Source organism: Yinghuangia seranimata (genome assembly GCF_029953285.1).
Lineage (GTDB): Bacteria > Actinomycetota > Actinomycetes > Streptomycetales > Streptomycetaceae > Yinghuangia > Yinghuangia seranimata.
Genome location: NZ_JASAOI010000005.1, coordinates 55,160 through 78,067, shown reverse-complemented (window position 1 = coordinate 78,067; position 22,908 = coordinate 55,160). Strand labels below are relative to the sequence as shown.

Here is a 22,908-nt window from a genome sequence, read left to right as displayed (position 1 = left end):
GGAACGACGCCGGCGCCGGCCCCGCCTCAGCGGGCGACCGGCGCCAGCGTCGCGCCCAGGAACATGTCGACGAGGTTCCCGGTGAACAGCTCCGGCGCGATCTGCGTCGGCCGGCCCTCGTGCTCCAGCAGCCGCGCCCGGTCGGCCAGCGCGTGCAGCACCATCGTGCCGCCGACGCGCATCCGTTCGGGCCGCAGCAGCGCCGGGACGCCCCGCCCGTGCTTCCAGATCCGCGCGTACGCCTCGTCCGCCGCCGTCGCGTCCAGCAACTGCCGCACCTCGGGCGCGCTCCGCGACGGGTCGGCCATCAGCTCCGCCACGATGCGCAGGAACGCCCTGCCGCGCCAGCCGTCCTCCAGCAGCTCCGCCAACGGCAGCACGAACGCCTCCGCGGCCCGCCGCACCTTCTCGGGATCCGCGTCCGCCGCGGCCAGCAGCTCGTCGCGCCGCGCCCGCACCTGCGGGATGTGCCGCTCCAGCAGCGCCCGCAGCAGCCCCTCGCGCGACCGGAAGTGGTACTGCAACGCGGACGCGTTGCGCTGCCCGGCCGCCGTGTTGATCTCGTTCAACGACACGGCGGCGATCCCGCGCTCGGCGAAGAGCCGGGCGGCGGCGTCGAGCAGCTCACGGCGCGTGGCCTCTGGATTACGTCCCACAGTGGTTGAAACTAACGGACCGGCTACTTAATGTGCACTCATCAATTGCGCCCTGCCGCCTCCGGCGCGTGAGGAGAGGACCCGCCATGGGTGCCCCGACGGCCAGCTCGCCCTCGCTTTCGCAGCCCGTTCCGCCGACCGCTCCGTTGTTCGCGATATCCGCCGACTCGCACGTCACCGAGCCCGGCGACTGCTACGTCGACCGCATCGACCCGCGGTTCCGGGACCGGGCGCCGGTCGCGGCCACGGACCCGCGCATGGGCGCGGTGATGGAGATCGACAACGGGCGCAGCCGCATCCCGTACGGCATGGTCGCCGCCGCCGGGCGGCCGCCCGAGACCGTCGGGCCGTTCGAGTACACCGGGTGGGAGCAGCTGCACCGCGGCGGATGGGACCCCGTCGCACGGCTCGCCGAGCAGGACCGCGACGGGGTGGCCGCCGAGGTCGTGTACCCGTCGGTCGGCATGCTGCTGTGCAACCACCCCGACGCCGACTACAAGAAGGCCTGCTTCGACGCCTACAACCTGTGGATGGCCGAGGAGTTCGCCGGGTACGCGCCCGACCGGCTGCTCGGGCAGGGGCAGACCGCGCTGCGCAGCGTCGCGGAGGGCGTCGAGGACCTGGCACGCATCAAGGAACTCGGGCTGCGCGGCGTCATGATGCCCGGCCACGCCGCGTGCGAGGCCGAGGCCGGGGACTACGACGACCCGCGCTGGGACCCGCTGTGGCGGGCCGCCGCCGAGCTCGGGCTGCCGCTCGCGTTCCACATCCTCACGTCGGGCAACGACCAGCTCGGCGCGGCCGGCTACCGCGGCCCGAAGATGAACAGCTTCCTCGGGATCATGCGCGGCTGCCAGGACATCATCGGCACGCTCGTCTTCGGCGGCGTCTTCGACCGGGTCCCCGAGCTGAAGGTGGTGTGCGTCGAGGCCGACGCCGGGTGGATGCCGCACTGGATGTACCGCGCCGACCACGCCGTCCGCTACCACGGCAACTGGCTCGGCGACCGCGACCTGTCGCGGCTGCCCAGCGAGTACGTGCGCGACCACGTCCACCTCACGTTCCAGGACGACGCCGTGGCGTTCCGGGTCACCGACCTGATGAACCACCGCCGCCTGATGTGGGCCAACGACCACCCGCACTCCGACTCGACGTTCCCGCACTCGCAGGCGGTCCTCGCCGAGCACACCGCGCACCTCGCCGTCGACGTGCGCGACGACATCCTGTGGCGCAACTGCGCCGAACTGTACGGACTTTCCCCGGAGACGACACCGACCGGGCCGGGCCCGGAGCAGGGCAGAGAGGACGGGAGCACATGACCGCGGACCTGGTGATCACCGGCGGACTGGTCGTCGACGGCACGGGCGGCGCGCCCTACCCCGCCGACGTCGCGGTGACCGACGGGCGCGTCTCCGAGATCGGCCACGGGCTGGTCGGGCGGCGGGTCCTGGACGCGGCCGGGCACGTCGTCGCCCCCGGCTTCATCGACATCCACACGCACTACGACGCGCAGGTGTTCTGGGACCCGGCGCTCACCCCGTCCTGCTTCCACGGCGTGACCACCGTCGTCGCCGGCAACTGCGGCTTCTCGATCGCCCCGACCCGCCCCGAGCACCGCGGCGTCATCGCGCGCACCCTCGAGAACGTCGAGGACATGGACGTCGCCACCCTCGAGGCCGGGATCCCGTGGGACTTCAGCGACTTCCCCGGCTACCTCGACGCGGTGCGGCGGCGCGGCGTCGGCCTCAACTACACCGCCTACCTCGGGCACACCGCGCTGCGGCTGTACGTGATGGGCATGGACGCCTACGAACGCGCCGCCACCGCACCGGAGATCGACGCCATGTGCGAAGTGCTCCGCGGCGCCCTGCGGGCCGGTGCGGCCGGCTTCGCCACCAGCTTCGCGCCCACCCACCGCGGCATCGACGGCAAGCCGGTGCCGAGCCGGCACGCCGACCGCGCCGAGATCGACGCGCTGCTCGAGGTGGTGCGCCAGGAGCGGCGCGGCATCGTCGAGTTCACGCCCGGGGAGCAGCTCGGCATACCCGACCTGTACGAGATCCAGCCCGGCGTCGGCGTGCCGTTCACGTACACCGCGCTGATGACGACGCCGGCCGGCTCGCACGAGCGCCTGGTCGCGCTCAACCGGGCGGGCTGGGCGAAAGGCGCGCAGGTGTGGCCGCAGGTCAGCCCGCGGCCGCTGACGTTCTCGTTCACGCTGGTCGAGCCGTTCACGCTGAACTCGAACCCGGTCTTCGGCGAGCTGATGGCGGGCGGCCTGGAGGAGCGCCGCGCGGCGTACGCGGACAAGGACGGCTTCCGGGCGCGGGCGCTCGCGGCGTGGCGGCAGGAGGGGGCGTTCCTGGTGCCGCGCTGGTCGACGTACACCGTCGACGAGTCCACCGCGCACCCGGAGTTGATCGGACGTCACCTGGACGCGGTGGCCGCCGAGCGCGGCGCCGACCCGTTCGACGTGCTGCTCGACCTCGCACTCGACGAGCCCGACCTCGGGCTGCGGATGCGCTGCGTCCTCGCCAACGACGACGTCGACGCGCTGCTGGGGATCCTCACCGAGGAGCACTGCACCCTCGGCCTCTCCGACGCGGGTGCGCACGTCGGGCAGCTCTGCGACGCCCCGCAGGCCACCGACTTCCTCGGCAAGTGGGTGCGCGAGCGCGACCTGATGCCGATCGAGACGGCGGTCCGCAAGCTGACCGGCGTCCAGGCCGACCTGCTCGGCCTGACCGACCGCGGCTACCTGCGGCCCGGGTTCTGGGCGGACATCGTGGTGTTCGACCCGGCCACCGTCGCCCCCGGCCCGGTCCGCCGGGTGCGCGACTTCCCCGCCGACGGCGAACGCCTCACCGCCGACCAGCCGACCGGCGTCCGGCACGTCCTCGTCAACGGCACACCGATCCAGATCGACGGCGAACGCTCCCCGAACGCCGGGCTGCCGGGGCAGGTGCTGCGCATTCCGACCCGCGACTGACCTGTCAGCCCGGAGGAGCTTCGCGAGCGACCGCCGCGCCCGGCCCCGCGCGCGGCGGTACCACCACCGCCCGCGCGCCGGCCGGGGGCGCGAACAGGCGTACCCGGCGCAGCGCGTCGAGGACGTCCGGCTCGAACACGGCAGCCGCGCCGGGCGTGTGCAGCGTGCGGTACATCGCATACAGCACGTCAGCGAACGGCTGGGCGAGCAGCGCCTGTTCGACCTCGCGGGCGATGTCGTCGCGGCCCTCGGCGTGCTGCCGCACGGCGTCGCGCAGCATCGACTTGCAGCGCGGGTAGGCCATTTCGCGCCCCCGGCACAGCACCCGGCGGCCGAGTCCGAAGACCCGGATCGTCTCGGCGCCCTTCGGCGTCACCGCGCGGTACTCCCCCGTCGACAGCGTCAGCCGCAGATGGTCGTACGGGTCCTCGCGGCTCGGGTCGACGAGCAGGCACGCGCCCGTGTCGTCGCACGGGTACTGGTCGCGCTTGTGGTTGCTGTTGCAGTGCGTGCAGGCCAGCAGGTGGTTGAGCCAGTCGAACGCGCGCAGCGGCGCCCGCACGATGGGCTCGAAGTGGTCGATCGACGAACCGGCGCTGTCGCCGCAGTACATGCACCGTTCGAGGCCCGACGCCATTGCGCCGAGCACGCCGCCCAGTTCGGCGCGCACCAGGCGCGCCGCCTTCCACGCCTCACGCGCCGCCCGGGTTGTCGCCGCGCCGGAGCGCAGCTCCTCGGACTTGAGTTCGATCCGCGCCGCGAGCCCGGCCGGCAGCACCGGTCGTCGCAGCGGGATCATCGCGGTCAGCCCGGACGCCTGGCCAACCGCGCCGCGACCTCGTCCACCCGCGCCATCAGCGAACTGCTCAGCGTGTCGCTCAACTCCCGGTACTCGGCGGCCTCCTCTTCGGTCGCCGTGCCGGCCAGCACCTGCTCCTCCAGGCCGGCGAGTCTGCGCCGCAGGTCCTCGCCGCGCTCGGAGTACGGGCTCTCCAGGCCGAACACCTCGGACAGCGCCGCGTCGTCGCCCGAGCCGAACACCACGCGCCGGTACACCTCGTCGTCGACCACCCGGGGCGGCGCGTCCTCGTCGGGCCCGGCCAGCCGGATGAGCCCGCCCGGGTCCGCGGCCTGGCAGATGTACGGGCTGTGCGTGGTCACGATGAACTGCACCGCCGGGAAGTGCGCGGTCAGCCACGACCCGATGCGCTGCTGCCAGCCGACGTGCAGGTGCGCGTCCACCTCGTCGATCAGGACGACGGCGGGCAGCGGGACCACCGGCGGTTCGCCGTCGAGCGGCGGCGGGAAGCCCGGGAACTGGCTCAGCAGGTGCGTGACCATCGCGATGGCGGTGCGCATGCCGTCGCTGAGGTCGTCGATCGCGAACTCCCGGCCGTAGCGGCTCACCCACAGGCCGTCGGAGTCGACGCGCGAGACCTGGTGGCCGTCCGGCAGCAGGCCGTCGCCGAGCAGCGCGAGCGCGGTGCGCAACCGGTGCTCGGCGTCCTCCTTGCCCTCCAGCGCGCGCAGGTGGTGCTCGATCAACCAGCTTATTCCGTCGGCGAGTTCGGCATCCGCGGAGAAGAGCGTGGCGAACCGGTCGCGCGGCCCCGAGCGGATGCCGCGCCACATGGTCGACAGTCTGCGGTGCGGGCCGTAGCCGACGTGCGGGAAGGCGTCCGCGATCGTGGCGTCCCACAGGTCGTCGTCGATCGCGAAGAACCGCCCCGCGGCGGGGCCCTCGAGCGCGCGCACCCGGCGCTCCCAGCGCAGCCGCTTGCGACCGGGCGGCCACACGCAGGTCGCCTCCACGACCGAGGCGCCCGACAGGACGTCCTCGACGTCGCGGCGCGGCTGGTCGTCCATCAGCAGCTCGGTGTCGGACTCGTTCGCCAGCAGGACCGCGCGGATACGGCCGCCCGACCCGCGGTCCGCGGGCCACTCCTGCACGTCGACCGCGCCCCGCCCCGGCACCCCGCCGGGCGCGCCGACCGCCAGTGCGAGCGCCTGCAGCAGCGTGCTCTTGCCCGACCCGTTGCGGCCGGCCAGCACGGTCCAGCCCGCCGGATTCCGGCCGTCCGCGCCGCCGAACGCCAGGTCGGCACGGCGGCCGCCGTGGAACCCGCGGATCCCGTCGACCTCGAGCCTCGACACGTACACCGGCGCCTCCCTTCAAGGGGAACCGGCCCAGGATATTGCGTCGGGGCTTGGCTGAAACCGGGGTATAGTGGCCAAGCTCGCGAACTGTGCAGTTCGCACGAAGGGCGTCCTTGGCCGGGCGCCCTTCGGCATTTCCGGACCCTTTTCGACCGGGTCGGCCCGGATCCGGCCCATGCGTAGGGCGGGCGCCGGCCGCAGCCCGCGCCCGCCCCCGGTCCGTCAGGCGTTCAGCAGCTCCCACGCGTCGCCGATGATGCGGGCGAGGTCCGGGTGCTCCGGCTTCCAGCCGAGCAGGGTGCGGGCCCGCTCCGACGAGGCCACCAGTACCGCCGGGTCGCCCGCACGGCGCGGCGCCTCGACGGCCGGAATCGGATGCCCGGTCACCTGGCGCGCGGCCTCGATGACCTCGCGGACGGAGAAACCGACACCGTTGCCGAGGTTGCAGATGTGGTGCGCGCCGGCCGTGGCGGCGTCGAGCGCCAGCAGGTGGGCGCGCGCCAGGTCGGCGACGTGGATGTAGTCGCGGATGCAGGTGCCGTCCGGCGTCGGCCAGTCCGTGCCGTACACCGAGATGTGCTCGCGGGTGCCCTGCGCGACCTGCAGGATCAGCGGGATCAGGTGGGTCTCGACGGTGTGCCGCTCGCCGAAGCCCTGGTAGGCGCCCGCGACGTTGAAGTAGCGCAGCGACACCGCGGCGAGGCCGTAGGCGCGGGCGTAGTCACCGATCATGCTGTCGACGGCGAGCTTCGAGGCACCGTACGGGTTCGTCGGCTTGGTCTCGGCGTCCTCGACGATCGGGATCTCGGTCGGGTCGCCGTAGGTCGCGGCGGTCGACGAGAACACGAACCGCGGCACGTTGTGCTCGCGCACGGCCTCCAGCAGCGCGAGCGAGCCGGCGACGTTGTTCTTCCAGTACTTGGCCGGCTCCCCGACCGACTCCCCGACCAGCGACTTGGCCGCGAAGTGCAGCACGCCGTCGAAGCCCGCCCCGGCGAGCACGCCGCCCGCCTCGGTGATGCCCGCCTGGACGAACTCCGCCCCGGCCGGCACCGCGTCCGCGTGCCCGGTGGAGAGGTCGTCGAGCACGGTCACCTGGTGCCCGGCACCGAGGAGCATCGAGGTGGTCACCGATCCGATATAGCCGGCGCCGCCGGTCACAAGGAGCTTCATAGGGACGATCCTGCCCGATGCAGGTGAACGGCGGGTGAGAACCCCCGCCCGCTTACGCCGAGTGAGGGTATGCGTGCGCACCGTCGACGAACCCGGCACAGACCTCGGCCCCGCACCTGGTTTCGCCCGGGTGCGGGGCCGGCGGGTCGGGCCGCGTCAGACCTGGGGGGCGCCGTAGGCGGCCCAGACCTCGTTCAGGCGGCGCTGGATGTACGGCATGTGAAGGCCTATCAGGATGGCCAGCAGGATGACGAGGCCCGAGCTGCAGTCCTGGTTGCGGCCCGCGACGGACTGGGTCTGGCGGACCCGGCCCGCGGTGTTGGCCAGGGACACGAACGGCGGGACGATCAGGTAGCCGCCGAGGGACACGGCCAGCACCGCGACGCCCGGGGTGACCTCGACGCGCGCGAAGTCGCGGATCTCGCGGTTGATCTTGTAGTACCAGACCAGGTGGTAAATGCCGAGCGTGATGAAGATCAGGCCCCAAACACCCCACGGACTACGGGTCTTGCCGATCGGCGGAGCACCGTAGCCGCCCGCCGGCGGGGTGCCGTACGCGGGCCCGGGCGGGGTGCCGTACGGCGGCTGCTGCTGGTAACTCATGATCCCCCCAAGGAAAGTGACATGACGTCAGACGTTGCGGTTGGCCTTGCGCAGGTCCGCGAGGGTATCGGGACGGGCAGGGCTTGTCCACGGGTCCACGCACTGAGCACGCCCGCTCCGCACGCGATGTCACCTGCGAAGCAACCTTGTTCGGGATTCAGCGGGTATGTCCGGACGCACTCAGGACGGCGAGCCGACCAGCGGCACGGGCGGCGCGCTCGGCGACGGGGCCGGTACCGCTCGCGACACGGCCGGCTGCCCCCGCAGCAGTCGGTCGGCGGTGAGGGCGTCGGTGGCCATGACCGTGGTCAGCAGGCCGCCGCCCGCGAGTTCGCAGACGGCGCGGCCGGGGGCGCTCGGGAGTCGCGGGGTGGTCCCCGGGATGTCGGGGAAGCGCAGTTCGGTCGCCACGACCGTGCCGCCCGCGGTGCCGGCGGGGCCGCGCCAGCCGGGCTTGGCGCCGGGCCCGTACGCGGAGACCTGGCGCAGCAGCGGCCGGCCCTCCGCCGCGATGTCCCAGCGGGACACCGCGTCGCCGCACGGCTCGGCGGCGCGGCCGAGCAGCAGCGTCTCGCGGAGCAGCAGCCGCGTCGCCCGGCCCAGCGTGACGTGCAGCGCGGTCTCGAAGCGGGCCCCGGCCGCGACGACCGCCGGCTCAGGGAGCCAGTCCAGCTCGCCGCCGTCGGCGACGGTGATCTCGACGCGCTGGCGGGCCGGTTCGCCGGTGCCGGGGAGGACGACCGCGGCCGCGGCGGTGCGTACCGTCAGCCGGGCCCCGGCCCCGACCTCGATACGCACCGCCAGTTCGTCGCCGCCGAGCGGGCCCGCGGCGCCGCCCACCAGCACTACCTCGGCCCCGGTGCCGGGCACGGCCACGATGCGGGGCAGCAGCGGTGCCTGGCCGCGCAGCTCGACGATCCGGGTCTCCTGGCCGAGGCCGCGCCGACCCGGGCGCGGCGGAGCCGTCTCCGCCCGGATGACCGCCTCGGCGTGCATGGCGCGCGTCACCCGGCCGCGGCGGGGGTGTCGACCGGCTGTCCGCCGCCGGGCCCACCGCCGAGGGCCGCGTCCGCGACGGGCACCGTGTTGCCTTCGCGCCACGCCGCGAGCTGCGCGAGCACCCAGTCGGTGACCGGCGCCGCACCCGGCTCGCCGCGCAGCGACAGGAACAGCACGGGAGTTCCGGGCCGCATGCGCTCGGCGTCCCGCGCCATGACCGACAGGTCCGCGCCGACGTGCGGCGCGAGGTCGGTCTTGTTGACCACCAGGAGGTCGGAGCGGGTCACGCCGGGACCGCCCTTGCGCGGCACCTTGTCGCCGCCGGACACGTCGATGACGAACAGCTGCACGTCCGCGAGGCCGCGGCTGAACGTCATGGTCAGGTTGTCGCCGCCCGACTCGATGACCACGAGCTCCAGGTCGGCGTGCGCCGCCTCCAGGTCCTCGACGGCGTCGAGGTTGCCGCTGATGTCGTCACGGACGGCCGTGTGCGGGCAGCAGCCGGTCTGCACCGCGGCGATCCGGTCCGGGTCCAGGACGCCCGCCGCGCGCAGGAAGTCGGCGTCCTCGGTGGTGTAGATGTCGTTGGTCACGACGGCGAGCGACACGCGCCCGGCCAGCGCCCGGCACAGCGCCGCGACCAGCGCGGTCTTGCCGGAGCCCACCGGGCCGCCGATGCCGATCCGCAGCGGGCGGCTCCCCGGGACGACCGGCGGAAAGCCCTGCCGGTGCACGGAACCACCGCCGCCTCCAGGGGTGTTCTCGTGGTCACGATGCAAAGTGGACGACCTCCTCGCGGGCGTGCAGCTCGGCACACATGTCCAGGCCAGGGCTGCTCCAGGCCGGCAACCGGTCCCAGTCGCCGTCGGACATGACGGTGCTCGCGGCCTCGGCGGCCTCGTCGGCGACCTGGTCGCAGTGCCCGGCCATCTCGGCGAGCACGACGGTGACCGCGATCGGGTCGAAGGAGAGCAGCTTCACGGCGGCCGACGCCGGGCCGTTGACGGTGTTCGTGGCCGCCAGCACCGCGGCGCCGCGCGCGTCGAGCCGGGCCCGGCTGGCGGCGGCGCCGAGCACCACCGCGTGGTGCGGGGACACGCCGAGCGCCGTCCACGGCTCCTCCGGCCAGGCAGCGCGCGCGACGCGGCGCAGCGAACGGCCTTGCGCGCGCGACGAGGCGCGGGCGGGCGCGGACGGCGTGCGGGCGTCCAGCTCGGTGTCGAGCTCGCCCCACGGGCCGTCGGCGTCCAGCGCGTACGGTCCGGCCGCCAGGGCCGCGCACGCCGCGAACGCGGCCTGCACCGCGCCGGTTCCGTACAGGCGACCCAGCAGGAAGTCGGTCAGCGTGTCGAGGTCGTGGACCTCCCCGCGCGCCACCGCGTTCTCCAGGCCGCCCGAGTGGGCGTGTCCGCCCGCCGGGAGTCGTGAGTCACCGAGGAGGAGAAGTCCCGCTCCCATTGCCAACCACCTCTTACCGTCTAGCCGTCGATTCCGGGATCTGGCCGGTCACCGCTGCCGGATCGGCCGGGCCCGCAAGGCTGTTGCCAGCTCGTCGGCCCCGACCGATCTCCCATGTCACGCTAACGGCCCATTGTTAACGGACCGTCAGAACAGGAAGTAACGCTGCGCCATCGGCAGGATTGCCGCCGGTTGCGCCGTCACCTTCTCACCGTCGATGCGGACCGCGAACGTCCCGGGGTCCACTTCGATGTGGGGCGTCGCGTCGTTGAGCGGCATCGCGGACTTGCCGCGGCCGCGGACGTCCGCCACCGGAACGAGTCTGCGGTGGACGTTCAACCGGTCCGCGAGGCCCGCCTCGAGCGCCGCCGGCGCGACGAAGTGCACGCTGGTCGCCGCCGCGCTCTTGGGCGCCGCGCCGAACATCGGGCGCGGCAGCACCGGTTGCGGGGTCGGGATGGACGCGTTCGCGTCGCCCATGGCGGCGTACGCGATGGCGCCGCCCTTGAGCACCGCGTGCGGCCGCACCCCGAAGAACGCCGGTTCCCACAGCACCAGATCGGCGAGCTTGCCGACCGCGACCGAGCCGACCTCGTCGTCCAGGCCGTGCGCAACCGCCGGGCAGATCGTGTACTTCGCGACGTACCGCCGCGCGCGCAGGTTGTCGGACGCACCGTCGCCCGCGAGCGCGCCGCGCCGCACCTTGTTGACGTGTGCGGTCTGCCACGTGCGCAGCACCGTCTCGCCGACCCGGCCCATCGCCTGGCTGTCCGAGCCGATCATCGAGATGGCGCCCAGGTCGTGCAGCACGTCCTCGGCGGCGATGGTCGACGGGCGGATGCGCGACTCCGCGAACGCCAGGTCCTCCGCCACCGACGGGTTGAGGTGGTGGCACACCATCAGCATGTCGAGGTGCTCCTCGACGGTGTTGACGGTGTGCGGGCGGGTCGGATTCGTCGACGAGGGAAGGATGTTCGGCATCGACGCGACCGTGATGATGTCCGGGGCGTGGCCGCCGCCGGCGCCCTCGGTGTGGTACGCGTGGATCGTCCGGTCGCCGATCGCGGCCAGCGTGCCCTCGACGAAACCCGTCTCGTTGAGCGTGTCGCTGTGCAGGGCGACCTGAACTCCCGCGGCGTCCGCGACCCGCAGCGCCGCGTCAATCGCGGCCGGCGTCGAACCCCAGTCCTCGTGCACCTTGAAACCGGCCGCCCCGGCCCGCAGTTGCTCCCACATCGCCTCGTCCGACACCGTGTTGCCCTTGCCGAGCAGCACGAAGTTGATCGGGACGTCGTCGAGCGACTCCAGCATGCGGGCCAGGTGCCACGCGCCGGGCGTGACCGTCGTCGCCTTGCTGCCCTCCGCAGGGCCGGTGCCGCCCGCGATCATCGTGGTGACGCCCGCGCCGAGCGCCTCGGCGAACTGCTGCGGGCAGATCAGGTGCACATGGCAGTCCACGGCGCCGGCCGTCAGGATGCGGCCGTTGCCGGAGATGATCTCGGTGGACGGGCCGATCACCAGCTCCGGGTGGACGCCGTCCATGGTGTCCGGGTTGCCGGCCTTGCCGATGCCGCAGATCCGGCCGTCGCGGATGCCGACGTCCGCCTTGACGACGCCCCAGTGGTCGAGGATCACCGCGCCGGTGATCACCGTGTCGGCGGCGCCCTCGGCGCGGGTCGCGGCGGACTGGCCCATCGACTCGCGGATCACCTTGCCGCCGCCGAAGACCACCTCGTCGCCGGCCGCGCCGCGCGGCCGGCACAGGTCCTCGGTCACCTCGACGACCAGGTCGGTGTCGGCCAGCCGGATGCGGTCGCCGGTGGTCGGGCCGTACAGGAGCGCGTAGCGATGACGGTCGATCATGGCTCACGCCTCCGCTTCCGGGGCCGCCGCCGGCGCGTCCAGCACGCCGCCGCGGCCCGCCTTCAGGCCCGGCACCACGCGCGCGCCGGCCAGCGGCACGAGCTCGACCTCGCGCGCCACCCCGGGCTCGAACCGCACGGCGGTGCCCGCCGGGATGTGCAGGCGGTGCCCCCACGCGGCGGACCGGTCGAAGGACAGCGCGTCGTTCGCGGCCGGGAAGTGCAGGTGCGAGCCGACCTGGACGGGGCGGTCGCCGGTGTTGAGCACGGGCAGCACCAGCACCGGGCGGCCCGGGTTGAGCGGCACGGGGTCGGTGCCGAGCAGGAGTTCGCCGGGGACGACCGGCGCTGGGGCCTTGCCGTTGGGGGCGGACTTGGCGTTCACGGCGGGCTTGACGCCGTTCTTCGCGCGCCGGCTCACGGGATCGGGTGGTGCACCGTCACCAGCTTGGTCCCGTCCGGGAAGGTCGCCTCCACCTGCACCTCCCCCAGCATCTCGGGGACGCCGTCCATGACGTCGTCCCGTCCCAACACGTGTCGCCCGGCCTCCTGGAGGTCCGCGACCCCGCGGCCGTCGCGCGCGCCCTCCAACAGGAAGGAGGTGAGCACGGCGACGCTCTCGGGGTAGTTGAGCCGCAACCCGCGCGCTCTGCGGCGCTGCGCGAGGTCGGCCGCGTACGAGATCATCAGGCGCTCTTGCTCGTGCGGGGTCAGCAGCACGCTCGGGTCCCCCGTTCCTCAGGTCAGCCGGTGCCTCCTGGCTGCCTTGAGAATTCCCGGCTCGTGTTTCCCGCCGGTGCGGCGATTGTTGCCGGGAGGTATCCAACTGCTCACGTTCCGCATCCATACGGACTGACCAGCAGTTTTGCGGGTGAGACCCATCTCACTGCGCAGGCACGCCCGGGCGTTCGGGTGAACGCCCGGGCGTGCCGGGGTGGTTGCGGCGCCTCAGGGGCGGCTCAGAAGCCGGCGCCCGGCGGGGCCTCGATCCGGTCCGCGGGCTCGAAACCGAACACCTTGCCGAAGAACCACAGTTCGGCCTCGCGCGTGCGGATGATGTTCTCCACCTTCCGGAAGCCGTGCTGCTCGCCCTCGAACGCCAGGTACACGTACGGCAGACCCTTCGCGCGCACCGCCTCGACGATCATCTCCGACTGGGCGGGCGGCACGACCTCGTCCTCCAGGCCCTGGAACACCGCGAGCGGGCACGCGATGCCGTCGGTGTGGTTGATCGGCGAACGCTGCTCGTACGTCGCGGCTGCCTCGGGGTACGGGCCCACCAGGCCGTCCAGGTAGCGGGATTCGAACTTGTGGGTGTCCTTCGCCAGCGCGGTCAGGTCGGCCACGCCGAAGTGGTTCGCGCCCGCGGTGAACGTCCCGCCGCCGAACGCCAGGGTCGCCAGCGTCGTGAAGCCGCCGGCCGAACCGCCGCGGATGCCGAGCTTCGTGCCGTCCACGACACCGGTCTCGGCGAGATGGCGGGCACCGGCCTCGACGTCCTGCACGTCGACCACGCCCCAGGCGTCGTTGAGCAGTTCGCGGTAGGCGCGGCCGTATCCGGTGCTGCCGCCGTAGTTGACGTCCAGGTACGCGAAACCGCGCGTCGTCCAGTACTGGATGTCGAGGCGCAGCGTCGCGCGCGCCATCGACGTCGGGCCGCCGTGCGTCGACACGATCAGCGGCGGCAGCGTGCCCTCGGGGGCCTGCGCCTCGGGGTTGCGGGGACGGTAGAGGATCGCGTACGCCGTGCGGCCCTCCGCCGACGGGTAGGCGATCGGCTCCGGGACCGAGATCCACTCCGGCGTCACCACCGACTCGCGGGCCGGGCGCAGGCGTTCGAGCAGCGCGTGGCCGCCGCCGAGGCCGCCGTCGACGACACTGAGCGCGTCGCCGCCCAGGCCCAGAGTGGTCTCGACGTCGCGCTCGCCGGTGTCGCGCGGCGCCGTGGGCGCGTCCCCGTGCGGCAGCGAGACGCCGAGCGGCTCCGCCTCCACCGTGGGGGCCGCACCAATGAGGACGATGTCCGGGCCGTCCCCGACCGGGCCCGCCGCGACCTGGTCGACATACGTCAGGCCCGTCACCAGGGCCTCCGGCGCCAGCTCGGGCCGCGCCGGATCGACGACCGCCAGATCCGACAGGCCGCCGTGGCTCAGCGCGCACACCACCCGGCCGTCCGGCAGGAACGCAAACGAACGCTGGCCGAACACCCACTGCGGCTCGCCGATCTCGGCGTCCACCGGCGCGACCACCTCGACCTGGCCGCCGGCACCCACCCGGTGCAGGTTCCACCACCCGCCCCGGCGGTCCGACGTGAACCACAACGCACCGTCGGGCGCCCACAACGGCTGCATCACCGACTCGCCCGGGCCACCCGCCACCACCTCGTCGCCGCCGAGCCGCGGACCGTCCTTGTCGAACTCGACCCGGCCCACCACCAACTCGGTGGCGTCCCACGGCATGTTCGGGTGGTTCCACTGCACCCACGCCAACGCCGACCCGTCCGGCGCCACCCGCGGCGACGACACGAAGTCCGGCCCACTGACCAGAACGGCCACGTCGTCCACCGACCCGGCCCCCGCCAACGGGAACGCCACGACCTCGTTGACCGCCTCGCCGTGCCCCTCCAACACCTCCGGCTCGTGGTTCTCCCGCACCGCCACAACCCACGCGGCCTCGCCCCACAACCCCGCCGGAACGATCTCCATATCGGCGTACCGCCACCCGTGCGCCACCGAAGGCTCGGGCGTCACCGCCACCGGCTCCCCATCGGCGTTCACATCGAGCCGGTACACCCGCTGATCGGCCCAGTTCGCATAAACCAGCACCCCACCCCGCACCGCCCAGGCTCCGCCCCCGTACTCATGCACCCGAGTCCGCGCCGAAACCCCCTCCCCCAACACCCCGACCCGCACCCCGTCAGCCGTCCGCCGCACCAACTGCTCCCGCCCACCCTCACTGGGCCGCAGCTCCCCCCACCAGACATCCGCCCCGTCCACCCGAACCTCCCGAGGCGAAGCAGCCCCCACCACCAACGCCTCAGCACTGATCGGCGACGCCCAAGCCCCATATGCCTGCCCGCTGCGCATAGTCATGGCCCCGATTCTGACCCACCCCCCACCCAGAACAAGAGCACCAGGCCCCGCAAGACGCAGCCAGAGGGACGGAAAGCGCAACGAACCGAGCACGAGACGGACAGAGACAGGGCCACGGGCAGAGAAAGGGACGGGGAGACGGAGAGACCGAGACGGGGAGACGGAGACGGGGAGACGAAGAGACGGAGACGAAGAGACGGAGAGGGAGAGACGGAGACGGAGAGGGAGACGAAGAGGGCAACGCGCCCCTCCCACCCAACAGCACAGACCCCCAACAGCCGCGCGCCCGCAAATCACGGGCGCGCACAAAGACCCGCCACGCTGCCCAGTCCTCAACGCGAGCCTGGAACAACAACCGGAGTCCCGCGCCGCGCCATCGGCGCGGCGCGGAGAACGCCCCCTGACACCAGGCGCATTGAAAGGGATTGAACTTGGGGCGCATGGGCCTGACTGACCTGGTGTGGCCAGCCGGTCAAGGTCGTGCGCCCGCGAGGCGCGGGCGCACACAACAACTCGCCACACAGCCCTGTGCTCAACGGGCCCGAGAACAACGGCAGGCATTTCCGCGCCGCGCCCACCGGCGCGGCGCGGACAACCGCCTGGCACCGGGTGCGCTGACGCCAGATGGAACGTGGGGCGCATGGCCTGAACTGACGAGTGGACTGGCGGTCGAGTTCGCGGGCGCGCGTACACAACCACGCCGCCTGATGCACGACGGCGACGCAAACAACCAGCGTTCCGCGCCGCGCCCATTGGCACGGCGCGGAGAACACCCCCCTGACAGCGGGCGCGCTGACGAGAGGGGGGCGTAGGACGCAGCCCGGTGCACGACGACGCCCCGAACAACAGAGGGCATTCCGCGCCGCGCCGACCGGCGCGGCGCGGCAAACGTCCCGCCGCATTGGTCGTCAGACGCATCGCTGCGCCCCATCGCTCGTAAGCCTTTTGCGCGCAGCACTCAACGATTGCCTCGGACGGCGCGCCCGCGAGACGCGGGCGCGCGTACACAGAGACCCCCCCCCCCCCCCCGGGGGCGCGCCCGCAGTTCGCGGGCGCGCAACATTCCAACCGGGCACACCCCCTGGATCGCGCGCCCGCGGGACGCGGGCGCGCGTACACAGACTCGCCACGCACTGCGGTACGCGACGACGCCTGCAACCGCACACGATCCGCGCCGCGCCCATCGGCGCGGCGCGAAGAACACCCCCGGCACCAGGCGCGCTGACGAGGTGGCGAACGTACGGCATATGGCCGGGGCCGGCGTGTGGACTGATGGTCGCGCCCGCGAGACGGGGGCGCGCGTACAACGCCCCACGGCGCAGTTCGGTGCAGACGGCCCGCGAACAACACCAGACGTTCGGCGCCGCGCCGATCGGCGCGGCGCGGCAAAACACCCCGCAGGGTGGCGCCGATCTAGTCGACGACTGGCAGATCAGCAGGGAACGCGTGCAGACGCACCAGGGCGCTGGCCGGTTGACCGCTGTTACGCGCACGATCCAGCTACGGCCTCGGATGCGCGCCCGCGGTTCGCGGGCGCGCGACAACGAACCTCGCCACGCAACTAGCCCGGCACTGTAACCCCACAAAGCGAATTGCGCCGCGCCCAGCGGGCACGGCGCGGAGAAGCAACCTCCTGGCACTGGGCGCTGACGACGGGTTGAGGCGGGCGCAAAGCCTGGGCTGGCGTATGGACGGACGATCGAGGTTGCGCGCCCGCGGCTCGCGGGCGCGCGCACAAACCCACCACGCAGTCCAGTCACTACGGCGCCGCTAACAACCATCGGCTTTCCGCGCCGCGCCCAGCGGGCGCGGCGCGGCACACATCCCACCGCGTTGGGCGTCAGACACATCGCGACCCGACGCTCGAAAGCCCGTTGTGGGGTGACCGCGAGGAGGGGCTCGGATGGCGCGCCCGCGGGAGGCGGGCGCGCAACATTCCAACCGGGCACACCCCCTGGATCGCGCGCCCGCGGGACGCGGGCGCGCGTACACAGACTCGCCACGCGCTCCGGTACGCGATGACGCCGACAACAGCAGGCATTTCCGCGCCGCGCCGCGCCGCGCCGACCGGCGCGGCGCGGAGAGCGACCTCTGACGCCGGGCGCACTGACGTTGAGGCGAAGCGTGGGGCACGTGGTGGGCTGGTGTATCGGCTGGGGGGGTCACGCGCCCGGCGCGACGCGGGCGCGCGTACACAGATACCCGCCACGTAGCCCCGTGCGCGACGGAGCCGGCAACCAACAACCGACATTTCGCGCCGCGCCCCTGGCGCAGCGCGAAGAACACCCCCGACACCAGGCGTGCTGACGAGGTGGCGAACGTACGGCACATGACCTGGGCCGGCGTGTGGACTGATGGTCAGGTCGCGCGCCCGCGAGACGGGGGCGCGCGTACAACGCCCCACGGCGCAGTTCGGTGCAGACGGCCCGCGAACAACACCAGAGGCCTCGCGCCCCGTACATCGGGCGCGTTGACGGGTGGGGCGCGGGCTCTGATGTCGTGTGCACCACGACGGCCCCGCCGGGTAGGGCGAGGCCGTCGTGAGCCGGCCGGTTACTTCGTGAAGGTGACCGGGGTGGACTTCGCCCCGTTGGTCTGGGGGAGGGTTCCGGTGGTGTCGGAGACGACGTTGCCGCCTACGCGGATGCGGAGTTCGTAGGCTGCCGGCGGTTTGCCGGGACAGGCGCCGAAGTTGAGGACGAAGGCCTTGTACGTGCCGCTCGGGGCGGCGCCTGAGGGCCAGAAGACGTTCTCGACGTGGGTTGTGGGCAAGGAGCCGCAGCCGGGGATGTCGTCGTGGTCGAGGGTGCCGCGGCTGGCGGAGGTCTTGTGGTTGAAGTAGATCTCTTCGCCGGCCGGGTCGATGACGTGGAGGTCGATGTCCGAGTCGCCGTTCCAGAGCAGGGTCACCTGGATGTCGCCCGAGCCGAGCGACACGGTGGGCGGGACGCTCAGCGGCCCGGTCGGGGCGGCTCCGGTGGGTGGCGCGGCCCCTTGGGAGGTGCTGGGCGCGTTCGAGGTCGGCGCGGCGGTGGACGGGGCGGTCGGCGGGGCGGTCGGCGGCGCCCCGGTGGCGGTCGCCGTGACCGTCCTGGTCTCGGTCTGCGTCGGCCCCGCCGACGTCGGCGGCGGTGGGCCGGGCGGTTGGGTGTAGGTCGTGCCCGTGTTGATGTTGACCAGCGTGAAGTTGTTGATCACGGTGGTCGACTGATTGACCACGACCACCGTGGTCGGCGAGAAGCCCGGCCACGGCGTGCCCTGGTACGTCACCTTGCCCGCCGCGGCGTGCGGCGGCGCGAGCGGGTTGCCGCACTTGCACCGGGCGCGCGGCACGCCGTACGTGTCGACCAGCACGGCCGACCCCGTCTGCAGGATCGACTGCCTCGGGGTCGGACGGCCGTTGACGAAGCCGTTGTTCGTGACGCGGGTGTCCGCCCGGAGGACGACGGGCGTCAACTGGCGCATGTAGTCCGGGATCTGGGCCGTGCTGACGCTGGTGCCGCCGCTCCAGCGCAGGTTGCTGTCGGTGTTGATGCCGGTCACCCAGGCCTGTGCCTTCGACGGGTTCTCGCCGAGGTACCGGGTCATCTGGGCCACGTCGCACGTGCTGTTGTTCTCGGTGCCGCCGTACAGGCCGACCGTGCCGCCGTTCTCGACGCGGAGCGGCGCGGGTGCGCCGGGCGCTGTGGGGACCGGCACCGACGCGAACGACGGGGGTGGTGCGGAGATCGTCGGGACGGGGCTCGCCACGCTCGACGTGAAGGGGTCGGGTCCGTCCGCGGCGGCGTTCTCGAGGAGGACTTCGCCCGACGCCTGCTTGTTGCCGCCGCCACCGCCGCTGTTGCCGACCACCAGCGCGACCACGACGGCGATCGCCACGACGCCGACGAGCACCGGCACGATGATGCGGGGCCTGCGCCACCACGGTTGCGACGGCCCGCCGGAGTCGGGTGGGGGCGGGCCGGGAGGCGGCCCCGAGGGCGGACCGGGTGGCGGCCCGGACGGAGGACCCGTCGGCGGCCCGGGAGGCGGACCCGTCGCTCCCCCGTACGGCGACCCTCCGCCCGGCGGCGGTGCCGCACCCGGGTGCGGCCCGAACGGCGGCCCCGGTGCGGGCCCTGACCCCGGCCCTGACGCGGGGCCGGTCGGGTACTCAGGGGGCTGCGACGACATGCGTCCGGCTCCTTCCACCGACCGCGTACCAACGGCCCGAAGCCGTCAGGCGGGTGCATCCGAACGCGGTCGGGTCGGAGCCAAAGCCCATCGGACCCGGCTGACGACGGCGATCCCGGCGGGCAGGTGCCCGCCCGCTCAGTGTCCGCGGCCCGGAAGAGACGCCTCAACCGGAGAATCGGCCGCGGCGACGGCGCCCCGACCCGCGGGCTGCCACCCGCCGGGGCCGCGTCCGCCCTGGTCAGCCCGGGTTCGGTAGCCGCGCCCCGCTACCGTGCCGGGCACCGCACACTTCACCTGTTCGGCGTCACCCGGGTAGACCCGTCGCCGTCCTGGGCGGACGCCCCGTGCGGTCGCTGCGCTCCGCACAGCCTCGCGCGTCCCCGTACGCGACAAGCACGCCCGCCTACAGCCGGGCCTCCTCGTAGTCCGTGGGGGTGGGGGCCTCGGGAGCGGTCGGGAGCGGGCGCATCGCGCAGGCCACCAGGATCGCCAGTGCGGCGAAGAGGGTTGCGGCTACCAGGCCTGTCACGTGCAGGCTTGAGGTGAAGGCTTCGCGGGCGGTGTGGAGGAGGGGCTCGCTCTGGTCCGCGGGGAGGTTCTCAGCTGCTGTGACCGCGCTTGCCAGGGAGTCCGAGGTGCCGGCGGCGTGGTCTCGGTAGACAGCCGTGGCCAGGACGCCGAGGAGGGCGAAGCCCAGGGAGCCGCCCAGGTAGTTGGCGGTTTCGGACATCGAGGCCGCGGAGCCGGCGCGTTCCGGGGGGACGGAGCCGATCACGAGGCCGGTGCCGAGGGCGAAGAGCGGGCCTGTGCCGAGAGCCAGGACGGTGATGCCGGTCATGACGAGGGGCAGGGCGCCCGGGCCGTCGTCGACGACGGCGAGCAGGAGGCCGCCCAGGGTCGAGACCGCGAGGCCGCCCACGATCGCTGTGGTCTGCTTGACGCGTCGGGCCAGCGCGGGCGAGGCCATGGTGCCCGCCGCGACGCCCAGGCCCATCGGGGCGAACAGCAGCGCCGAGGTGGCCGGCGAGTAGTCCAGCACGTTCTGCAGGTACTGGGTGACCAGGAGGCCCGTGCCGGCCATCGCCACTCCCGCACAAACGAGCCCGACGATGACCGCCGTGAACGGGCCGTTGCGCATCAGTCGGAAGTCCAGCAGGGGCTCGTCCAGTCGCAGCTGCCGTCGTACGAACACCACCCCGACCGCCGCCCCCGCCAGCACGGCCACCACCGGCACCGCCGACACGCCGTCGAGGGCCAGCCGCTTGATGCCGTACACGGTCGACAGCACCGCCGCGAGCGACAGCCCCACGCTGAGCGGGTCCAGCCGCCCGGCCCGTTCGTCGCGGAACTCCGGCAGCAGGACGGGTCCCGCGATGAGGAGTGCCGCCATCGCCGGCACCGCGACCAGGAACACCGACCCCCACCAGAAGTGCTGGAGCAGGACCCCGGCCAGCACCGGCCCGAGCGCGCCGCCGGTGAACTGGCAGGCGGCCCAGACGGCGACGGCCTGCCCGCGCTGCCGCGCGTCGCGGAACATGTTGGTGATCAGCGCCAGCGTGGACGGCGCCAACGTCGCCCCCGCGATCCCCAGCAGCGCCCGCACCACGATCAGCATGAGCGGGTTGACCGCGAACGCCGCCACCACCGACAGCACGGCGAACGCCGCCGCGCCGATCATCAGCAGTCTCCGCCGGCCGATCCGGTCACCGAGCGTCCCCATCGTGATGACCATGCCGGCCACCATGAACCCGTAGCTGTCGCTGATCCACAGCTGCTCGACCCCGTCGGCCCCCAGGTCGGCGCTCAGCTGCGGCAGCGCCAGCAGCAGCGCCGTCATGTCCATCGCGACCAGCAGTGTCGGCAGCATGAGGACGGCCAGCCCCAGCCACGCCCTGTCGAACCGCATCTCCGAGGCTCCTCTCCCGGCATCGCACCGACGCCGCGTCGGTGTTTCGCCCTCTGGTCGGAGCCGCCGCGCGGTTCTTGACATCGCCGCGGCCCGGCGCGGCGAGAAGATCGCGGAGGATATTCCGGCGCAGGATGTCAAGGCGGCGGAGGCGGCTCCGACCACCTGGTGAACGGACCCCGCCGGGGCCCGCGGAGCACGAGGAGCACGCGATGCAGTTCCTGATCAGCCTCAACATCAACCCGGCCGTGCTGGACGCGCTGACCGACGAGGAGAAGGCCGCGATCGGCGAGGGCCACGGCGCGTTCATGCAGGCCCTGAAGGAGTCCGGCGAGCTGATCACCACGCAGGCGCTCGTCGACCCGTCGCAGGCCGTCGTCGTCAAGGTGCGCAACGGCCAGCCGGTCGTCACCGACGGCCCGTTCCTGGAGGCCAAGGAGTTCCTCGGCGGCTTCTACCTCGTCGACTGCGAGGACAAGGCGCGCGCGATCGAGCTGGCGGCGATGATTCCGGACGCCGCGATCGACGGCCTGGGTGTCGAGGTGCGCCAGGTGATGTTCGCCGACGGACAATTGGAGGCGTGACAGCTACGCCTGCCGCCGAGGACCTGCTGCGCGAGCTGGCGCCGCAGGTCCTCGGCACGTTGATGCGACGGTACGGACAGTTCGAGGGGTGCGAGGACGCCGTCCAGGAGGCCGTCCTCGCCGCGACCGTGCAGTGGCCGGACGAAGGCGTGCCCGACAACCCGCGCGGCTGGCTCACCACCGTCGCGTCCCGGCGGCTCATCGACCAGATGCGCAGCGACCACGCCCGCCGCGAACGCGAGACGGCGCTGGCCGCCGAGGTGACGCCCGCCGACGTGCCCGACACCGACGACACGCTGGTCCTGCTGTTCCTGTGCTGCCATCCGACGCTGACCCCGGCGTCGCAGACGGCGCTGACCCTGCGCGCGGTCGGCGGCCTGACCACCGCCGAGATCGCCCACGCGTTCATGGTGCCGGAGGGCACGATGGCGGCCCGCATCAGCCGCGCGAAGCAGCGCATCAAGGCGGCCGGCAGTGCGTTCAGCCTGCCGGAGGGCGCCGAGCGCGAGGAGCGGCTGCGGGTCGTGCTGCACGTGCTCTACCTGATATTCAACGAGGGCTACACCGCGTCGTCGGGCCGCGAGCTGCACCGCGCCGACCTCGCCCGCGAGGCGATCCGGCTGACCCGCATGGTGCACGCCCAACTGCCGGACGACAGCGAGGTCACCGGGCTCCTCGCACTCATGCTGCTGACGCACGCCCGCCGGGACGCGCGGACGACGGCGTCCGGCGACCTGGTACCGCTCGACGAGCAGGACCGCACCACCTGGGACCGCGAACTCCTCGACGAGGGAACCAGGTTGGCCAAGATGTCGTTGTCCGGCACGGAACTGGGCCCCTACCAACTGCAGGCCGCCATCGCCGCGACGCACGCCGACGCGGCCACCGCCGACACCACCAACTGGCCGCAGGTGCACGCCCTTTACCTCATCCTGGAGCGCATCGCGCCGAACCCGATGGTCACACTCAACCGGGCGGTCGCCCTCGCCGAGGCACAAGGGCCGGAGGCCGGGCTGGCGTTGCTCGCCACGCTCGACGCCGACGAACGGATGGCCCGGCACCACCGGCTGCTCTCCGTCCGGGCACACCTGCTGGAGAAGACCGGCGACACGGCCGGAGCGTACGAGCACTACCGGCGCGCGGCGAAGGCCACCGCGAGCATCGCGGAGCGGCGCTACCTGGAGTCGCGGGCAGCACGCGTACGACCGTGAGACCGGCGTCACATTGCGACCTGTCACATCCCGCCGGGCCCC

At 73.0% G+C, this 22,908-nt stretch carries 18 protein-coding genes; 4 read left to right on the top strand and 14 right to left on the bottom strand.

The window, feature by feature from the left end:
• Positions 1-26: 26 nt before the first annotated feature.
• Positions 27-656, bottom strand: coding sequence for a TetR/AcrR family transcriptional regulator (locus tag QI554_RS03380; RefSeq protein ID WP_281465609.1), 630 nt, complete (start codon positions 654-656; stop codon positions 27-29).
• A gap of 86 nt (positions 657-742) precedes the next feature.
• Here QI554_RS03380 and QI554_RS03375 point away from each other — a divergent pair, with 86 nt between their 5' ends.
• Positions 743-1,975, top strand: a complete 1,233-nt coding sequence (locus QI554_RS03375; protein ID WP_281465607.1) for an amidohydrolase family protein — start codon at positions 743-745, stop codon at positions 1,973-1,975.
• On the top strand, positions 1,972-3,645 hold the full coding sequence (locus QI554_RS03370; protein WP_281465605.1) for an N-acyl-D-amino-acid deacylase family protein: 1,674 nt from the start codon (positions 1,972-1,974) through the stop codon (positions 3,643-3,645). Before QI554_RS03375 ends, QI554_RS03370 begins: the two co-directional genes overlap by 4 nt.
• A 4-nt stretch (positions 3,646-3,649) precedes the next feature.
• Here the strand turns inward: QI554_RS03370 and QI554_RS03365 are convergent, their stop codons facing one another.
• From QI554_RS03365 to QI554_RS03305, 13 genes are all read right to left on the bottom strand, one after another.
• Positions 3,650-4,444 carry an HNH endonuclease gene (locus tag QI554_RS03365; protein ID WP_281465603.1) on the bottom strand — a complete coding sequence of 265 codons (795 nt, stop codon included), beginning with the start codon at positions 4,442-4,444 and terminating at the stop codon, positions 3,650-3,652.
• Between the two features lie 5 nt (positions 4,445-4,449).
• A complete protein-coding gene (locus QI554_RS03360) occupies positions 4,450-5,805 on the bottom strand; it encodes an AAA family ATPase (protein WP_281465601.1) in 1,356 nt (451 codons plus the stop codon).
• A gap of 219 nt (positions 5,806-6,024) precedes the next feature.
• Positions 6,025-6,975: a UDP-glucose 4-epimerase GalE gene (galE, locus tag QI554_RS03355; protein ID WP_281465599.1), complete on the bottom strand. Its 951-nt coding sequence runs from the start codon at positions 6,973-6,975 to the stop codon at positions 6,025-6,027.
• Positions 6,976-7,131: 156 nt separating this feature from the next.
• The gene (locus QI554_RS03350; RefSeq protein ID WP_281465597.1) at positions 7,132-7,578 is read right to left on the bottom strand and encodes a DUF4234 domain-containing protein; all 447 of its coding nucleotides are present in this window, start codon (positions 7,576-7,578) and stop codon (positions 7,132-7,134) included.
• Between the two features lie 180 nt (positions 7,579-7,758).
• Complete coding sequence (locus tag QI554_RS03345; RefSeq protein ID WP_281465596.1) at positions 7,759-8,574, bottom strand: urease accessory protein UreD; 816 nt, start codon at positions 8,572-8,574, stop codon at positions 7,759-7,761.
• Between the two features lie 8 nt (positions 8,575-8,582).
• Positions 8,583-9,356 (bottom strand): urease accessory protein UreG, encoded by a 774-nt coding sequence (ureG, locus tag QI554_RS03340; protein ID WP_425527906.1) that lies wholly within the window; start codon positions 9,354-9,356, stop codon positions 8,583-8,585.
• Positions 9,346-10,035 carry an urease accessory protein UreF gene (locus tag QI554_RS03335; protein WP_281465594.1) on the bottom strand — a complete coding sequence of 230 codons (690 nt, stop codon included), beginning with the start codon at positions 10,033-10,035 and terminating at the stop codon, positions 9,346-9,348. Before QI554_RS03335 ends, ureG begins: the two co-directional genes overlap by 11 nt.
• Before the next feature lie 147 nt (positions 10,036-10,182).
• Positions 10,183-11,898 (bottom strand): urease subunit alpha, encoded by a 1,716-nt coding sequence (locus tag QI554_RS03330; protein WP_281465592.1) that lies wholly within the window; start codon positions 11,896-11,898, stop codon positions 10,183-10,185.
• Positions 11,899-11,901: 3 nt separating this feature from the next.
• On the bottom strand, positions 11,902-12,282 hold the full coding sequence (locus QI554_RS03325) for an urease subunit beta (RefSeq protein WP_281465713.1): 381 nt from the start codon (positions 12,280-12,282) through the stop codon (positions 11,902-11,904).
• A gap of 32 nt (positions 12,283-12,314) precedes the next feature.
• A complete protein-coding gene (locus tag QI554_RS03320) occupies positions 12,315-12,617 on the bottom strand; it encodes an urease subunit gamma (protein WP_281465590.1) in 303 nt (100 codons plus the stop codon).
• A 239-nt stretch (positions 12,618-12,856) separates the two neighbouring features.
• Entirely contained in the window at positions 12,857-14,674 is a 1,818-nt protein-coding gene (locus QI554_RS03315) for a S9 family peptidase (protein WP_281465588.1), read from the bottom strand.
• A 2,868-nt stretch (positions 14,675-17,542) separates the two neighbouring features.
• Positions 17,543-18,883: a DUF6777 domain-containing protein gene (locus QI554_RS03310; RefSeq protein WP_281465586.1), complete on the bottom strand. Its 1,341-nt coding sequence runs from the start codon at positions 18,881-18,883 to the stop codon at positions 17,543-17,545.
• Between the two features lie 685 nt (positions 18,884-19,568).
• Positions 19,569-21,071 (bottom strand): MFS transporter, encoded by a 1,503-nt coding sequence (locus QI554_RS03305; protein ID WP_281465583.1) that lies wholly within the window; start codon positions 21,069-21,071, stop codon positions 19,569-19,571.
• A 212-nt stretch (positions 21,072-21,283) separates the two neighbouring features.
• On the opposite strand from QI554_RS03305, the gene QI554_RS03300 reads away from it, so the two are divergent.
• The gene (locus QI554_RS03300) at positions 21,284-21,655 is read left to right on the top strand and encodes a YciI family protein (protein WP_281465581.1); all 372 of its coding nucleotides are present in this window, start codon (positions 21,284-21,286) and stop codon (positions 21,653-21,655) included.
• Positions 21,652-22,866 carry an RNA polymerase sigma factor gene (locus QI554_RS03295; protein WP_281465579.1) on the top strand — a complete coding sequence of 405 codons (1,215 nt, stop codon included), beginning with the start codon at positions 21,652-21,654 and terminating at the stop codon, positions 22,864-22,866. Before QI554_RS03300 ends, QI554_RS03295 begins: the two co-directional genes overlap by 4 nt.
• Positions 22,867-22,908 lie beyond the last annotated feature (42 nt).

Bases quoted from the DNA above. Each gene is read 5' to 3' on its own strand.
- QI554_RS03350 (WP_281465597.1), bottom strand. From the start codon at position 7,578: ATGAGTTACCAGCAGCAGCCGCCGTACGGCACCCCGCCCGGGCCCGCG.
- QI554_RS03370 (WP_281465605.1), top strand. From the start codon at position 1,972: ATGACCGCGGACCTGGTGATCACCGGCGGACTGGTCGTCGACGGCACG.
- QI554_RS03365 (WP_281465603.1), bottom strand. From the start codon at position 4,444: ATGATCCCGCTGCGACGACCGGTGCTGCCGGCCGGGCTCGCGGCGCGG.
- galE (WP_281465599.1), bottom strand. From the start codon at position 6,975: ATGAAGCTCCTTGTGACCGGCGGCGCCGGCTATATCGGATCGGTGACC.
- QI554_RS03305 (WP_281465583.1), bottom strand. From the start codon at position 21,071: ATGCGGTTCGACAGGGCGTGGCTGGGGCTGGCCGTCCTCATGCTGCCG.
- QI554_RS03335 (WP_281465594.1), bottom strand. From the start codon at position 10,035: ATGGGAGCGGGACTTCTCCTCCTCGGTGACTCACGACTCCCGGCGGGC.
- QI554_RS03330 (WP_281465592.1), bottom strand. From the start codon at position 11,898: ATGATCGACCGTCATCGCTACGCGCTCCTGTACGGCCCGACCACCGGC.
- QI554_RS03300 (WP_281465581.1), top strand. From the start codon at position 21,284: ATGCAGTTCCTGATCAGCCTCAACATCAACCCGGCCGTGCTGGACGCG.
- QI554_RS03345 (WP_281465596.1), bottom strand. From the start codon at position 8,574: ATGCACGCCGAGGCGGTCATCCGGGCGGAGACGGCTCCGCCGCGCCCG.
- QI554_RS03375 (WP_281465607.1), top strand. From the start codon at position 743: ATGGGTGCCCCGACGGCCAGCTCGCCCTCGCTTTCGCAGCCCGTTCCG.